The 15,418-nt window shown below is 35.2% G+C and carries 13 protein-coding genes; 7 read left to right on the forward strand and 6 right to left on the reverse strand.

Features of this window, described 5'->3' with window-relative positions; genetic code table 11:
- Positions 1-9: 9 nt before the first annotated feature.
- From IPK14_20195 to IPK14_20210, 4 genes are all read left to right on the forward strand, one after another.
- Positions 10-3,186, forward strand: coding sequence for a hypothetical protein (locus IPK14_20195; protein MBK7995607.1), 3,177 nt, complete (start codon positions 10-12; stop codon positions 3,184-3,186).
- A 269-nt stretch (positions 3,187-3,455) separates the two neighbouring features.
- Positions 3,456-4,685: a cation:proton antiporter gene (locus IPK14_20200; protein MBK7995608.1), complete on the forward strand. Its 1,230-nt coding sequence runs from the start codon at positions 3,456-3,458 to the stop codon at positions 4,683-4,685.
- Between the two features lie 19 nt (positions 4,686-4,704).
- Positions 4,705-6,606, forward strand: coding sequence for an APC family permease (locus IPK14_20205; protein ID MBK7995609.1), 1,902 nt, complete (start codon positions 4,705-4,707; stop codon positions 6,604-6,606).
- 83 nt (positions 6,607-6,689) lie between these two features.
- Positions 6,690-8,252 (forward strand): Na+/H+ antiporter, encoded by a 1,563-nt coding sequence (locus tag IPK14_20210; GenBank protein ID MBK7995610.1) that lies wholly within the window; start codon positions 6,690-6,692, stop codon positions 8,250-8,252.
- A 9-nt stretch (positions 8,253-8,261) separates the two neighbouring features.
- Here the strand turns inward: IPK14_20210 and IPK14_20215 are convergent, their stop codons facing one another.
- The 3 genes from IPK14_20215 to IPK14_20225 all read right to left on the reverse strand — a co-directional run bounded on the left by IPK14_20215 (position 8,262) and on the right by IPK14_20225 (position 10,049).
- Complete coding sequence (locus tag IPK14_20215; protein MBK7995611.1) at positions 8,262-8,825, reverse strand: hypothetical protein; 564 nt, start codon at positions 8,823-8,825, stop codon at positions 8,262-8,264.
- A 101-nt stretch (positions 8,826-8,926) separates the two neighbouring features.
- Positions 8,927-9,316, reverse strand: coding sequence for a hypothetical protein (locus IPK14_20220; GenBank protein ID MBK7995612.1), 390 nt, complete (start codon positions 9,314-9,316; stop codon positions 8,927-8,929).
- Between the two features lie 121 nt (positions 9,317-9,437).
- A complete protein-coding gene (locus tag IPK14_20225) occupies positions 9,438-10,049 on the reverse strand; it encodes an HD domain-containing protein (GenBank protein MBK7995613.1) in 612 nt (203 codons plus the stop codon).
- 235 nt (positions 10,050-10,284) lie between these two features.
- Between IPK14_20225 and IPK14_20230 the strand changes: the two genes are divergently transcribed.
- The 3 genes from IPK14_20230 to IPK14_20240 are packed head-to-tail and all read left to right on the forward strand — an operon-like array spanning position 10,285 to position 12,707.
- A complete protein-coding gene (locus IPK14_20230; protein ID MBK7995614.1) occupies positions 10,285-11,082 on the forward strand; it encodes a hypothetical protein in 798 nt (265 codons plus the stop codon).
- Positions 11,083-11,105: 23 nt separating this feature from the next.
- Positions 11,106-12,347, forward strand: coding sequence for an endonuclease/exonuclease/phosphatase family protein (locus tag IPK14_20235; GenBank protein MBK7995615.1), 1,242 nt, complete (start codon positions 11,106-11,108; stop codon positions 12,345-12,347).
- Between the two features lie 21 nt (positions 12,348-12,368).
- On the forward strand, positions 12,369-12,707 hold the full coding sequence (locus IPK14_20240; GenBank protein ID MBK7995616.1) for a hypothetical protein: 339 nt from the start codon (positions 12,369-12,371) through the stop codon (positions 12,705-12,707).
- Between the two features lie 83 nt (positions 12,708-12,790).
- Here the strand turns inward: IPK14_20240 and IPK14_20245 are convergent, their stop codons facing one another.
- The 3 genes from IPK14_20245 to IPK14_20255 all read right to left on the reverse strand — a co-directional run bounded on the left by IPK14_20245 (position 12,791) and on the right by IPK14_20255 (position 15,362).
- Entirely contained in the window at positions 12,791-13,738 is a 948-nt protein-coding gene (locus IPK14_20245) for a branched-chain amino acid transaminase (GenBank protein MBK7995617.1), read from the reverse strand.
- A gap of 86 nt (positions 13,739-13,824) precedes the next feature.
- Positions 13,825-15,066 (reverse strand): PLP-dependent aminotransferase family protein, encoded by a 1,242-nt coding sequence (locus tag IPK14_20250; protein ID MBK7995618.1) that lies wholly within the window; start codon positions 15,064-15,066, stop codon positions 13,825-13,827.
- A 26-nt stretch (positions 15,067-15,092) separates the two neighbouring features.
- The gene (locus tag IPK14_20255; protein ID MBK7995619.1) at positions 15,093-15,362 is read right to left on the reverse strand and encodes a GntR family transcriptional regulator; all 270 of its coding nucleotides are present in this window, start codon (positions 15,360-15,362) and stop codon (positions 15,093-15,095) included.
- Positions 15,363-15,418 lie beyond the last annotated feature (56 nt).

Consider the following 15,418-nt stretch of genomic DNA (forward strand, 5'->3'; position numbering starts at 1 on the left):
GGTTTAGAAATGTCTACCCCATTTGAGCTAAGTCAAAAAGGTTTTAACCCTTTAGTTGAACGCCAACATGAAAGGTTAATTCAATGGGCAGAACGTGTTTTTGCTCAACCTATAGCTGATGGTAATAGTATTAATCCTCAACAATATGAAATAGGTTTTGTTAGTCGTGAACAAGAAACTGTACTTTATAAAGACCTCTATAGCCGAGATAGCGAAGTAGGCTTAGGACTTGTAACTTGGCGTAAAACTGACCTTTTAGATGCAATAGCTTACTTAAAATCCTCAGTAAAAAAGAAAGAATATAATGCTTCTTTGGCACGAAGTCGGCAAGAATCCTTAGATAAACTTGCTACTAATAATAACATCACTGATGACCAATATTTTCAATCTCGTAATGATATTGCAACTGAACTAGAACGCTTGGACATAGAGTTATCTTTCTTACGGGCTTATAGCTCTAAAATAGATGCCCTAGAAAGAGTAATTAAGTTAATAGGAAATGAAAGCTCCTTAAGAGTTACTCGAACTTCTGAACAAGTTTTGCGGCTTTTTAGTCAGAGTTGGCGAGGGCTAGTTAAAATAAAAGCTTGGGAAGCGCATTTTAGTGACCAAGCACAACTACCAGCCTTACAACTCTATAAACAACCAGGTGAGCCAGCAGGGTTTATCTTACCTTTAGGCGAAAGTATGGGAGCAGTAGCTATAAGTCGAGAAACGGCTGGTTATTTGCTCCATATGCTAAAAGGTATTAATGTTTTAGCAGAAGCCTATCGTAATCAATTAGTTACACAAACTGTTGACTTAAATATTGAATGGGGCTATCCCCATATGCTTGTTAGAGCAATTGTAGAATTTTTCTACTTTTGTAATTTTGAAATGCCTTTTTCTTATGTTGATCTAGCTATAGATCCAGAAGATCCTTCACAACTTTGTGTTTATAACTATAGTAGCGGTCAATGGGAAGTTATTACAGAAGATGCTAACTCTAGCCGTACCTTAAAACGTGTTGGAACAGAAGCCTCTCAACTTCTAGTTAATAGCGGAAAACTACTAAAATGCCGTCAGGATAATGAATTAAGCGATATTATTCGCCGAGAATCAGCACAAATTACAAGTGCTGGAGAATCACATAATTATCGCTTATTTATGTGTTCTGGTCTTTCTGAATTTGATCTAGACCCTGCTAGTCAAAAAGTTAAATTCCGTATGGCTTTTAGTTCTATGTCCCAACTTGTAGAGTCTTTACTAGGTGAAAATACAGAGCTAGTGTTAGTTAAAAGTAGTAACTTAGGAGGAGCTTTACAAACGATTTTAGGAATGGCTTTACTTGATTCAAGAGCTTTTTCTTTGCCTGAAGGAATGAGGGGCTTAGATCCTATAGGACGGTTTCAAATACTTTCTGGCTTTTGGCGTGTTTTAGGTCGCCGTCGGGCTATTTCTATGCTTGGGGATGAGTATGTAAAGCAAGTAACTAGTGGTCTAGCTTCCCTAGGTGAACAAGGGCCTGAACATCCTACATTTTTGACCATGCGAGCCGGTACTGTAATAGGTTTTGGTGCTAATGCCCGTCCAGGGGTTGCTAAAGTTACAAAAGCTGGTGAAGAACAAGAAGAAGAAATACCTGCTGCTAGTCCATTTGCCACACTTGGACTATCTGACCAAATTCGTTTACTAGATCTTGCTGTTCAAACTTGGAAAATGTCTGAAGAACTGTTGCAGAAACTCCCAGAAGTCCATTCACAAGGTAAGCTAAAGCGTATTTTAGAAACTTTACCTGCTTTAGTCTCTACACGTAAAGATGATATTCAAATGCGCTTTAATCCTAAATGGTTAGTTGCTTCACATTGGCAATGGACTTTTATGCGAACTTGCGCACCTGTAGCTTGGGATTTTTGGACTAAAATTAGTAGTGATGAAGCATGGGACGATGTACTACTAAGTTTGCCTCCTTATCAATCTCTAGGGCAGCTAATTAGATTATTTAGCGATGTGGTCAGACTAATTTTAGTGATGGAAATTTCTGGCTCAGAAGTTGCGGAAAGCTTACAAGTTCAGGCTGAATCTGCTGGTCAAACTATCATTATGGGGCTAGAAGGCTTTTTTAGAGAAGGTGAACGTCTCCCACCTCAACTAGCCGAAGCTATTAACTTTTACTATGACCCAGAAATTAGATTTGATTCCTGGCTAGCTTTTACTAGTAGTTTTCGTCATTACTTAGGTCAAATGAAAAAAGACTTAAAACTATTAGGTGTTGACCCTCAATTGTTAAGTTCTATTAGAGGTTTAGTTGAACAAATTGAAATTCTTTATCCTGTTCGAGATGAAAAGGCTAGTAATTTGCCTGTTGCCCAAGTAGAACCAGAAACAGCACTTAGTGACTTAATGATTGATGAAGCAGGTGCAGAAAGAATAGACTATTTATTAAGTAATGTATTAAATGCGTCGGATAAAGATAACTGGACTTTCTTTAAGCTTTTATCTTTAACTATAAGAGCAGAAAAAAGACATTTAGTCACCATTGTAGCTACACATAGCAGCATTATTACCCGGCTTTTACCAGAATTAAGTCATTTAGGGTTACTTTTTAATGTTCCCAATACAGCAAGAACATTTTTTAATTATTTAAGTGGGCTAGATGAAAATAATCCTCCTGAGCAAGAAGCTTTAGTAGAAATGCGTCCAAAAATAACAGAATATTTTAATCAACTAGCTGAACTTTATAGTTCTTTAGTCCCACTAGCTAACCAAATACCTAATCTACTTCCTGATGATAAGAAAAAGTTAACAGATTATTTGATGGCAGCCCCTCAAAAGAGTAGTGGGTTAAATTTTCTAGTTTTGTTAGCTTGTAATCGTTTGGTAATTGATATTGCTGAAAGTAATGAAGTTGCCAGTATTCAAGTAGAGCGAGCCGAAACCAAAGTTCGCACTTATTTACGTGAGCAAATTGGGGCTAGTGTTGAAGAACCTTCTGTAGAAATTTATCCTATAGGCGGAGGGCGCATTTTAGCACGTCGTGGACAAGCAATAATTACCCATCAAGATGAAGGTTTTGAGCCATTTTGGAGCGAAATAACCGAAGCTTATTCACAAAAACTTTATGCTCGATTTGTTACTAAAAAACTGGCTATGGTAGCTCAGTTTTTTAGTCAAGAATTTCCAGAATATCAAATATTAGTGAGGTGAAAAGAAAAAATTTAATTTTGTTGTTTATGTCGTCCTACCATTAAATACACCTATTAACCGATTTTATTGCAACAAATAACTTTATAGCTGTTGCAGTAGTTTTCTTGATCTATTAATGTTTGTGTTGATTTATAGAAAAACAAGACAAAATTTTCAGCCTAGCCATTTGTTAAACGATTAAGAAAAATGCTTAAAAAAATCATTCCTAAATGATTTAGATAATATTGAGGAAAAAAATGCAAAATTTTTTAGATTTTTATCCAATAGCAATGTTTTGGTCTGGCTCTGAAAGTGGGAAAGTAATTTTTAGCTTATTTGTCATTTTTCTAGCTGCAAAACTAAGTGCAGAAATTTTTGAACGTATTCGTCAACCAGCAGTAGTGGGAGAAATCTTAGCTGGTGTTTTAATTGGGCCTAGTTTACTTGGTCTAGTTCAACAAACCGAGCTAACAAAAGCTTTAGCCGAAATTGGAGTAATGATTTTGCTTTTTACTGTTGGACTTGAAATTAGCCCAAAAGCCTTATTTCAAGTAGGTAAAAGAGCTTTTTTAGTGGCTGTGCTAGGCGTTATGGTTCCTTTTTTTGCTGGATGGTTCCTTTTAGAACTTTGGGGAGAGCCAACCATAGAAGGTATTTTTTTAGGTGCTGCTATGGTAGCAACTAGTGTTGGTATTACTGCTAGAGTGCTAGCATCTTTAGGTGTTTTAAGTACACAGACTAGCCAAGTAATTATGGGTGCTGCTGTTATAGATGATGTGCTAGGGCTAATAATTTTAAGCATAGTTAGCAGTATGGCTAAAGGTAAAATTAATTATGGTGAGCTAATTCTTACAGCAGGTCTTTCAATTGGGTTTACTTTGTTTATGGTTTTTGTTGGTACAAAGCTAGTTAATAAAAGTCGTTCATCTCTTGAACGCTTAAAAATTGGACATGCCTTTTTTATCTTTGGATTAATACTTTGTTTAGGACTTTCTTTACTTGCCACTTATGTTGGAGTTGCTGCAATTATTGGTAGTTTTCTGGCAGGAATGGCACTATCTGAATCTACAGAAGACACAGAACTACATCTACAATCAGGCGCGGTAATGGAATTTTTACTTCCGTTTTTTTTAGTTGGAATAGGCTTACAACTAGATTTAACAGTTTTTAAGGATAAACAAGTAATAATACTAACTATACTAGCAACTATTATTGCAGTTATAACAAAATTAATTGGTTGTGGTTTGGCAGCCTTGCCAATGGGTCGGCGACAAGCTTTGCAAATTGGTATGGGAATGGTGCCACGTGGCGAAGTAGGAATAATTGTTGCTCAAATAGGTTTAGGCTTAGGGGTTATGTCCTCTGCTCTTTATGGTGTGGTTGTTTTTATGTCTGTAGCAACTACATTAATTGCACCTCCTTTTCTTGTCCAACTTTTTAAGGATACTAATAACAAAATAATTAAAGAAGCAAAAGATCAAGTAATAGAGTCTGACCAGGATCTTTCACCCATAGAATAAATAAATTTTAGGGGAACTTATGGAAAGTACAGATAATGAAGTAAATAATAATCTAGTCAATGAAGTTATTAATAATGTTGAAAAAAGCAATATTGAAAAAAGTAATTCAAATTTTGCTGGTTGGGGAACAACACAGAAAATTGAGGATATTGGCTCAGAGCATATTAAGGTTACTCATTTGGATTCTGGATTAGCTCATAAACTAGGGGAATGGAAATCTACAGCTATTTGTGGTAATGATATTACTTCAAGTTGTCTTTATGTTTCAGCCCTTTGTGCTATTTATGCTGGCCCCTATGCCCCTGTTGCACTGGCTTGTGTTGCAGTAGTTTTATATTTATTTCGTAATATTTATGCAGAAGTTGGTCTAGCACTACCTCTAAATGGAGGGGCATACAATGTACTACTTAACACTACAACTAAGGCAAAAGCTTCTATTGCCGCTTGTTTAACGCTGCTTTCCTATCTAGCTACGGCTGTAATTAGTGCTAATGAAGCAATGCACTATGCACATAATCTTTGGCATGGATTAAATGTTTTTTGGGCAACTATTATTTTATTAGGTATTTTTGCAATACTTAATTTAATTGGTATTAGCGAATCAGCAATTGTAGCCCTATTTCTTTTTGTTTTTCATATAGCTACTTTGGTTTTACTCTCGTTTTGTGTCTCTATTCTTTTATTTAAGGATTTATCAATATTTTGGTCTAATTGGCAAACTCCTACACCTGATGGAATACTAAAAGCTATCTTCTTTGGCTTTTCTGCTGCAATGCTAGGTATTAGCGGTTTTGAAAGCTCTGCAAACTTTATTGAAGAACAACAACAAGGCGTTTTTCCTAAAACCCTTCGTAATATGTGGATTGCTGTTGCAATATTTAATCCACTAATTAGCCTTCTTTCTCTAGGTATTCTGCCATTAAGTCAAATAGCTAATCATAAAGAGGACTTGCTTGCTCAAATGGGTCTACTTTCTGCTGGTCGATGGCTACAAGTTTGGGTCAGCATTAATGCTGTTTTAGTACTGTCAGGTGCGGTTTTAACTAGTTATGTTGGTGTAACTGGTCTAATTCGTCGCATGGCTTTAGACCGTTGTTTACCTCAATTTCTTTTAGAGGAAAATAAATGGCGTAGTACAAACCATTGGATAATTTTGCTGTTTTTTGCTCTTTGCTGCTCGGTTTTAGTAATTACTGGCGGCAGAATAGAAACTTTAGCTGGTGTTTATACCCTTTCATTTCTTTGTGTTATGGCATTATTTGCTGTTGGTAATATGTTGCTTAAAATAAAACGTGACCGGCTACCGAGGGAAATCCGCGCTAGCTGGGGAGCAGTTGCTATTGCTTTTATTGCTGTGATAATTGGTCTAATAGGTAATTTACTAATTAATCCTGCTTATGTAAGAGTATTTCTTATTTATTTTGGAATAGCATTTTTAGTTGTAGAAATAATGTTTCTACGTGTTCAAATATTAAAAGCCATTTTAGCTATTTCTCAAATGATGGTTGAAAAAGTCAATTATCTTAATCAAAAGATTGCTAACACTATTATTTCAGGAATTAATCAAATTAATAATCAAACTGTAATCTTTTTTAGTAGAGGTGATAGCCTTCCTACACTTAATCAAGCTGCTCTTTATGTACTGCAAAATGAACAAAGTAAAAGGCTTTTAGTGCTACACTGTTATGATACAGAAGAAGATATACCTAAAGAATTTGTAGGACAGCTAAATATTATTGATCGTATTTACCCTGAGCTAAGAATTGATTTGATAATGATTAAAGGAAAATTTGGCCCTGAACTTATAGAAAAAGTTTCTAAACGCTTAAAAGTACCAAAAAACTATATGTTTATAGGTACACCTAGCGACCGTTTCCCACATAATATTGCTGAACTTGGAGGAGTAAGACTAATAATGTAGCTAAAAATAGTTCTAGCTAACTCTACCTTATTGATTATTCTATAAATAAATTAACTAAATAATAAAGATATGGAGTAAAAATAATGGCATCTGGAGAAGTCTTTGTTGCTTTGTTTGCTGTTGCAACTGCTGTCGCAATAATTATTCGCTGGCTAAAAGTTCCTTATACTGTTGCATTAGTAGCAACAGGTTTAGTTTTAGGGACTACTCACACATTAGAACCTCCACATCTTTCTAAAGAATTGCTTTACTCTCTTTTTTTGCCAGGTCTGCTTTATGAAGCAGCTTTTCATTTAGAATTTAAGGATTTTTGGAAAAATAAATTAGCTGTACATTCTCTTGCCATTCCTGGAGTCATTGCTGCAATAGGTTTAACAGCCGTAATTTTAACCCCTATTGCCAATGCTTTGCAGTTTGTTGAGGGTTTTTCTTGGCAACATGGGCTAGTTTTTGCTGCCCTAATTGCTGCAACAGATCCAATTGCTGTAGTTGGACTCTTTAAGACTCTAGGCGCACCAAAACGACTTGCCATTTTGGTAGAAGGCGAAAGCTTACTTAATGATGGTACTGCAATAGTCTTTTTTACTATGATTTTAGGGGTTGTCGCTAGCGGGACTTTCTCAATTGCTAATGTAGTGATGGATTTTATTAAAGTTGTAGGAATGGGGCTTTTAATTGGTGGTGCAATTGGTTATAGCATTTCTAAAATAATTCAAAAAATAGATGACCCATTAATAGAAATTACTTTGACAGTAATTTCTGCTTATGGTTCTTTTGCTGCTGCTGAACATTTTCATTTTTCTGGGGTAATTGCTACAGTAGTTGCAGGGATGCTATCAGGTAGTTATGCTGCTCGAACCGGCATGAGTCCTTCAACAAGAATAGCTGTAGAAGCTTTTTGGGAATATAGCGCGTTTGCTTTTAATTCAGTGATATTTTTACTAATAGGTTTTGAAGTTAGTTTAGGTACTTTACTAGCATCTTGGAAGCCAATAGTTGCAGCATTTTTAATAGTTATAATAGCTAGGGCAATAGTTGTTTATGGGGCTTCGGCTGCTTTGCGACCAACTAAAGAAGCCGTTCCTTGGAGATGGGGAGTAATACTTACTTGGGGAGGACTACGAGGCAGCCTTTCAATGGTTTTAGCTTTAGGTCTAGCAGCAGATTTTCCACATAGAGAGTTAATAATTAATATGACTTTTGGGGTAGTAATACTGTCTATTATTGTTCAAGGTTTAACTATGTCTCCTTTGCTCTACAAATTAGGAATTTTAGGGGTAGAAGAAGGGCAAAAGACTTATGAAATTGAGCGAGCAAATGCCCGTGCTGCGTCTGCTGCTCTAAAGGAAGTAGAAAGAATGGTTAAAGATCGTGCTGCTCATATTGATCTGTTAGAAAAACTTAAAGAAGAATATAAAAATAAACTAGAAAAAGCAGAAAAAATTATTAGGGATCTTCATATTGAAACAAATCAATTGCGTGAAGATGAACTACGAACGGCTCGACGACATTTAATTTTAGTAGAAAAAGATGCTGTTATGCAGGCTTTTCATAATGGGTTTATTGGACAAGAAGCTTTAGACAAAATCTTGTCAGACTTAAACTTAGAGTTATTAACGGTTGAAGAATCAGAAACAAATCATTGATAAAAATAACTATTGTTCCTTAGCTAAAACAATATAAGTTTTTCGCTGTGCTGCAATTTCTGATAAATCTTTAAGGTAAATTCCACTTATTGAACGATGTTTTTTTATTTCATCTACCATTTCTGTTAAAGAAAGTGGTAAATGCTCAAGAAAAACTATTGCCCAAGTAGGCATATGTTTAGCTGTTTCTAGTATTTGCGAAATACTTTGTAAATAGGCTTCTTTTGTTGTAACAAGTCCGCTAGGGCTATCTTTGACCTTTGTAAGTAGTTCATCATAAAAGTAATCTGTTTCACTTACCCAGGCTTCTTTCCAAGCTTCTGAACTATTTAAGAATTTTAGAATTGATGCTGGTATAGGAAGGTTTAAATAAAGTAAATCTGCTTTGGTACGTCTAACAAATTCTGTTGCTTCTAAATTAGTTGCACGGTTATAGCTTTGATTATCAATAATTTGATTAGCTATTTTAATCATTTCTAAAAAAATTTCTGAAAGTGGACGTTTAAGAAATTCTGTTTCTTCGCTAAAAGAAAGCGCGTAATCACCTGTTAAAATCCCTGCATAAATAGCCAATGCTTTACGAGTCTCATTATTAAGCTTATTTATATTAGTTCTTAAGTTGTCTAACCAATAAGCATCAGATTCTTTGAACCAATTTAATAAAATAGGATTATTTAATCCTTGATGAGAGTGTGTATCTGATTTTCCATTTCTTCAAAATTTTCATTTTCTGTTTCATTTATTTCAGCAGTTACTGGGCTAGGTTCAACTAATAAATCTGTTTGAGCCGCAGATAATTCATCTGTTTCTATGTTATTTATAGCAAATAATGGTTTTGTGGCGTTTGTATCTTCTAAAAATTCTTCTAATGGAGCTATTTTTTCTGTAGGGCTTTCAATTTCTTCTGTTTCTAAATCACCAGTATCAACTCTATTAATCTCATTAACTTCATTAACTTCATTAATTTCATTAATTTCATTTATAGTTGTTTCTAGTTTGACTTCGCTAATTTTGCTAATTTCAAGATTATTATTGGGTTCAAATGTCAGGCTTTCTTGATCCACAGGATTTTTTGTAGTTTCTCCTGTAGTTTCTAAAGCTACAGGTTGAATAATGGGTTCTAAAACCAGTTCTTGAGGGAGTTCTTGAATGGAATTTGACGATGTTATTGTTTCTTTTGTAGGTTCAATTTTTTTGTTCTGATGCCAAAGACATCTCGGTTAGCATTGTTAGAAAAATTTTAACTAAAAAAGGATCAAATTCTATGCCTGAATATTGAGCAATAATTTCTTGAGCTTGAGTTTCAGAGAATGCTTGACGATGAGGACGATCAGCAGTTAAAGCACTATAAGTATCAACTAAACGAAGGATTCTAGCACCAATAGGGATAGCTTCGCCTTTTAGCATGTCAGGATAACCTGTTCCATTCCACCATTCATGATGGAAACGAACCAGGAGTTGAGCTTGTTTTGGCAGATCTTTTTTAGCTAATTGTTGTTCTCCTATAATTGGATGTCGCCAAAGATCTATCCTAATTCTAAAATCTATTGCCCCATGAGTTCTCATTACAGGGCTATTCATTACCATTTCGCCTACATCATGAAGTAGTGCCGCAACTTTTAAGCAATTTAAGTCTGAACGATTTAACCCTATTCTTAGAGCTAATGCTTCAGCAAAACGAGCCATTTGGCTGGCATGTGGATAGGCATATTGCTCAAATTGGTCTATTGTTTGAGAAAGCTTAAGTAAACTATCTACGCTTAATAACTCATTATTCTTGAGTTTATTATCACTCATTAAGAAAATCCTAGTAGTTTGATTTGGGATAACTCCCCTATTATAGCTAGTGATGATTTCTCGTCAAGTTATCGAATATGAACAAAAAAATATTTCCTTGCCCTAGTAGCTTGATTGATAAAAGATAACCAAGTTATCATTGCCGATTAGGTCTTAAAATAAATTTCAACTCTATTTAACTAAAATAATAATTTTTCAGCAAAAACATTAGGCTCGTTTTACTAAGGAACAAGTTATGCAGAAAATAAAATTAAAGTTTAATTATGGCAATGATTTCCGTATTTTTGATGTAACTTTGTCAATTGCAGAACAAGTACAAAAAACAGGTTTTGTCATTGCACTTGGACAAATGGAATTGGAACGTTATATATTTCTTGCACCTGGACATTATACGGCTCAAGCCTGTTATGACATACTAGATAGCAATGGTAGGAAGAAAACCTGTCTTTTTGAAAAACAGTTTCAAGCGGAAAATACAGAACGCCTAGCCATTAATTTTAGAAAGCCAACATCTACCCTAGATGGCTTTAATGAAGCAGAACTCTCAGATTTATCACAAATACTGACTTCTACAATAGGTGGTAGACTAAACTTGCGGCCTAACCAATCCTTTGCTACCAATGTTGTTAGTGAACTTAGCCGAAGTGCTAGTTTAGAAGAGCGTGTAGTCATTGATAAAAATGGAAAAGTTGAATATGAATTTAATTATAATGAAATAGAATTTGACTATGAAATTCCTGCTGAATTTTCACAAAATACACAATTAAGCGAAGATACATTAGTGTTTACCTCTAGTGCAGAGAAAAAAACAGAAACACCTAGCCCTAGACCTTATACTATGCACTCTCTTAATTATGGACATTGGAATGTAGGTCTTTATGGGCTTAATTCTAATATTAGTAATCAGCAGAAAAATAACTATCGTAATTTTCGTGCAGTAGGTTATTTAAGACCACGTTCAGAACTTTTTAACCGTTTGCCAAATTTTATTACTGAAAATATGATGGTGGCTCGTAGGCTTAATGGAATTTAACTTAAATTGGAGATTTATTTATTATGGCTAATGGTTCAGTAATAACTGATGAGCAAGTAACAGACGTTGTACTAAAACATCAGTTAATACCATACTTTGCAGAGCTTTCTAAATGCAATTCATTAGAAGAACTTCATAACCACCCACTTTATCAAAAATTAAAGCCAGAAATTGAAAAAGTAACTAATGGCATAGAATATCGTAACAGCAATAATTTATCGCTACCTACAAAACCTTTTTATAGAGCAGTAGCCTGGAATATAGAAAGGGGTATGTGTTATGACGAAATATTAGAAGAGCTTAGAAGTCATCCAATGTTAAAACCTGCTGATTTACTTTTGTTAACAGAAACAGACTCAGGAATGGCACGTTCTAAAAATCTAAATATTGCTAGGGAACTAGCTTTAGCTCTAGGAATGAACTATTATTTTGTCCCTGCTTATATAAATCTTTGTAAAGGTAATGGTATGGAAGTAGATTTTGCAGGCGATGCTGGAGATAATGACCTTGCATTGCATGGGAATGCCATACTATCGCGTTACCCTATAAAAGATTTACAAAGAATCCCACTAAAAAATGCTAAAGATAAAATGGCAGGAAAAGAAAAACGTATTGGAAACCAACAAGCCCTAGCCGCAACTATAGAATTTCCTCAAGGAGATTTAAGAACTGTTTGTATCCATTTAGACGCACTTTCAACCCAAAAACAACGCGAGCAACAAATGATTTCTATCCTTGAACGACTAGAAGTAAATAAACAAATGCCTGTTTTACTTGGAGGAGATTGGAACACTAGCACATATAATTCAAGTCATGCTTTTTATGCTATTTGTGGTTTTTGGTATCGGGTTTTTATGGGTGTTGGCAATGTGATTGCTAATCATTATCCTTATCCAGACCGATATTTTGAACGAGGACTATTTGAGTCATTAAAAAAAGCTGGTTTTGAATATGAAAAATCTAATGAACTAGGCGCAGGAACTAATCATTATTCTAGCGATGATATGAAGAAATATAAAATTTTAAGAGATTGGGTTCCTCATTGGTGTTTTGCTTTTATTGAATGGGCTTTGCGTCCACATGGCGGGCGTTGCTCACTAAAATTAGACTGGTTTGCTTCACGAAACTTAAATCTTGTAAAAGCTACAGATAAGCTAGAATATAATGGTTTAACGGCTACTGCCCCTAAAGTAATTAATGGTCTAAAGAGAGATGGAAAAGAACTTTCTGACCATGACCCAATTGTAGTTGATTTTGTTTTATAAACCATTTTAGGAGTTATTTATATGGAACAAGTTGTTGCTGACACAATGAAAAAACTAATAGAACTCACTAAAAAAGGGACTTTACGCTGGCACGCTAGTATGTTTTGGGGAACAGGCTACACTACAGTTTATCGTAATGTTGTTCTACGTATTCAACCTGATAAGCTAGAATTAAGTAATGCTGAAGGAGATGTTGCCCGTTTTGAAATTGCTACTTGTGGCAATTCCATTACTCCTTATTTAGCAGATTTACATGCAGGGGCCCGTCGTGCAATCTCAAATTACCAATCTGTGCAAATTAAAGGCTTAGATAATATGATGGAAGGGATTTGTCAGACTATTTTGGCTGAAGAAGATTAAGCTAAATTATTGATTAAACAAAAAATAACCCAGTGTTATTAATCTTTAATAGCACTGGGTTATTTTTATCTAATCAAAACTATTTATGCGCTTACCTTTGTAGCAGCTTCAGTTTTATAAATTGGAGTACACCAATCTAAATATTTTTTATTATGCCCTCTAACTACATCAGTATAAAGCTTTTGTAGTTTTAGTGTAATTGGCCCAGGATTACCATCACCTACTTTTCGATGATCAACAGAACCTATTGGAGCAATTTGCGCACCTGTTCCACAGAAAAACAACTCATCTGCAATATAGAGTTCTGAACGGTCAATTTGTCGGACTTCCATTTCTGTATTTATTTCTTCTTTGGCGATTCGTGCAAGAGTAGTTCGGGTAATTCCTTCTAAAATATTAGCTGTAATTGGAGTAGTAATTAACTTACCCTCTCGTACCATAAAAATATTCATTGCCGCACCTTCAGCAACATGACCATCATTATTTAGTACAACTGCTTCATCAAAACCATTGTCACGCGCTTCTGTTGCCGCTAAAGCAGAATTTACATAAGAGCCACAGATTTTTCCTCTAGGTGGAATAGAATTATCTTCTACTCTACGCCAAGATGAAATACAAACTTTTAATGCTCGATTTGTAGCAATATAGTCATCCATTGGTACAGCAAAAACAGTAAAATCAATACCTGGAGATAGCTTAGTACCTATTTGACAAGCGGTTTTATAAGCAAGTGGGCGAATATAAATATCACGACGGAAATTATTTCGCTTTACTAAGTCACAAGTTAAATCAGCTAGTTCTTGCTCATTAAAAGGTAGCTCGATTTTGATGATTTTGCAGCTTTTTAGCATACGTCGATAGTGTTCTACTAGACGAAATAAATACATTTCTTCTTCATCAGGGTTATAGTATCCACGGATTCCTTCAAAAATTGCAGTTCCATAATTAAAACCATGTACCTGCACACTTATTTTAGCGTCAGAAAGAGGAACAAATTTCCCCTCAAAAAAAGCAATTGCACTATCGGTCATAAATCCTCCTGAAAAATATAGGGTCAATAGTTAGTTGTTAAAATTTAGGCTTTTTAATTAAATACTTAAATTGGTTAAAGGTTTTGCTATATCAAAGGTAAAGTATTTTGCTTAAAATTATCACTTGCAGATGAGTAAGAACGATTAAGCAATTTAATAGCTGTCTGTCCTAATATCTTAAGCCCTCGATCTAGCTCTGTTTCTGTTAAATTTCCAAAACTAAGCCGCAAAGTATTATGGCCGCTACCATCAATATGAAACAAATGTCCACGAGAAAAAACTACTCCCGCTTGCCTAGTTTCAAGCAATAACTCTGTTGTATCAATTTGATATGGTAATTTTACCCAGCAAAAAAGACCTCCTTGGGGTTCACTCCACTGAGTATTGGCTGGAAAATAACTTTGCAGACGAGAAATTACAAAATCCCTCCGTCGCCTATAAATTGCCCGTACACGTTCTAAATGTGCTTGATAACGACGACGATGACAAAAATCCCATAATGCTGCTTGTAGTAATGGGGATGTTGTAATATCTCCAATTTGCTTAAGAGCTACTAATCTAGTAAAAACTGGAGCAGGAGCAACACACCAGCCAATGCGGATGCCTGGTAGTAAATTTTTAGAAAAAGTGCCGAAGTAAATTACTTGATCAGTAACGTCTAATGCTTTAAGAGAGGGTATTTCCCGACCTTCATAACGTAAATCTTCACCATAAGCATCTTCTAGCACAGGAATTTTATATTTTCTAACAATTTCCATTAACTGATGACGACGCTCTAAAGACAATGTGTAGCCTGTAGGGTTATGAAAAGTTGGTATTAAATAAATTAATTTGGGGCGTTGTTGGACTATTATTTGTTCTAAATTGGAAACCTGCATGCCTTGATTATCTACAGGAATACCAATAAGTTTTGCTCCTAAAGCAGCAAAGGCGTTTGCTGCACCAGGATATGTTGGGTTTTCTAAAATAACTTTATCCCCAGCAGAAATAAAGCTACGCGCTAGTAAGTCTATAGCTTGTTGTGAGCCATTTGTAATTAAAATGTTTTCTGTATTTGCCTTTATATTACGCTTACGCATATCTACAGCTAGATATTCTCTTAAAGCCTGCAAGCCTGCTGCTTGTTCATATTTAAGGACTGATTTGCCAAATTCGCGTAAAGCGTGATTAAGTGAACTCTTAAACTCTGCAATAGGAAAAGATGATTCATCAGGGAATGAACCAGAAAAAGAAATTACATCAGCTATTGTGCTAACTTGATATAAATCTAGTAAGGCTGAGATTGTGCGTCCTTCTGATTCTCCAGCAAACAGGCCATCCCAAACCATTTTTTGCCAAGAAATAGCTTCTGTCTTTATTGGCTCACTCTTAAATTCAGGAATTTCTTTTTGTTAGCAACAAAAGTGCCTTGCCCAACATGTGAGCTTAATAAACCGTCTGCTAGCAGTTCATCATAAGCATTTGTTACTGTACTGCGATTAATACCAAGGCGACGTGCTAAATCTCTAGTGGCAGGCAGCCTATCACCAGGTCTAAGAGTACCAGCTAATATTTGCTCAATGATTCTATTTTTTATTTGCAGATAGAGAGGAACATCACTTTTGCCATCAATTTTTAATTCCATTTTTCTACCTTTTAGCTCTAGAAGTGGCCTAGTCCAATTTCAAATTTTAGAAAATT

It is taken from the genome of Blastocatellia bacterium (assembly GCA_016713405.1).
Classification (GTDB): Bacteria; Acidobacteriota; Blastocatellia; order Chloracidobacteriales; family JADJPF01; genus JADJPF01.

What these genes read in the sequence shown, in the direction of transcription:
- IPK14_20200 (MBK7995608.1), top strand. Translation starts at nt 3,456, where the DNA reads ATGTTTTGGTCTGGCTCTGAAAGTGGGAAAGTAATTTTTAGCTTATTT.
- IPK14_20245 (MBK7995617.1), bottom strand. Translation starts at nt 13,738, where the DNA reads ATGACCGATAGTGCAATTGCTTTTTTTGAGGGGAAATTTGTTCCTCTT.
- IPK14_20225 (MBK7995613.1), bottom strand. Translation starts at nt 10,049, where the DNA reads ATGAGTGATAATAAACTCAAGAATAATGAGTTATTAAGCGTAGATAGT.
- IPK14_20250 (MBK7995618.1), bottom strand. Translation starts at nt 15,066, where the DNA reads ATGGTTTGGGATGGCCTGTTTGCTGGAGAATCAGAAGGACGCACAATC.
- IPK14_20205 (MBK7995609.1), top strand. Translation starts at nt 4,705, where the DNA reads ATGGAAAGTACAGATAATGAAGTAAATAATAATCTAGTCAATGAAGTT.
- IPK14_20235 (MBK7995615.1), top strand. Translation starts at nt 11,106, where the DNA reads ATGGCTAATGGTTCAGTAATAACTGATGAGCAAGTAACAGACGTTGTA.
- IPK14_20240 (MBK7995616.1), top strand. Translation starts at nt 12,369, where the DNA reads ATGGAACAAGTTGTTGCTGACACAATGAAAAAACTAATAGAACTCACT.
- IPK14_20210 (MBK7995610.1), top strand. Translation starts at nt 6,690, where the DNA reads ATGGCATCTGGAGAAGTCTTTGTTGCTTTGTTTGCTGTTGCAACTGCT.
- IPK14_20255 (MBK7995619.1), bottom strand. Translation starts at nt 15,362, where the DNA reads ATGGAATTAAAAATTGATGGCAAAAGTGATGTTCCTCTCTATCTGCAA.
- IPK14_20230 (MBK7995614.1), top strand. Translation starts at nt 10,285, where the DNA reads ATGCAGAAAATAAAATTAAAGTTTAATTATGGCAATGATTTCCGTATT.
- IPK14_20195 (MBK7995607.1), top strand. Translation starts at nt 10, where the DNA reads ATGTCTACCCCATTTGAGCTAAGTCAAAAAGGTTTTAACCCTTTAGTT.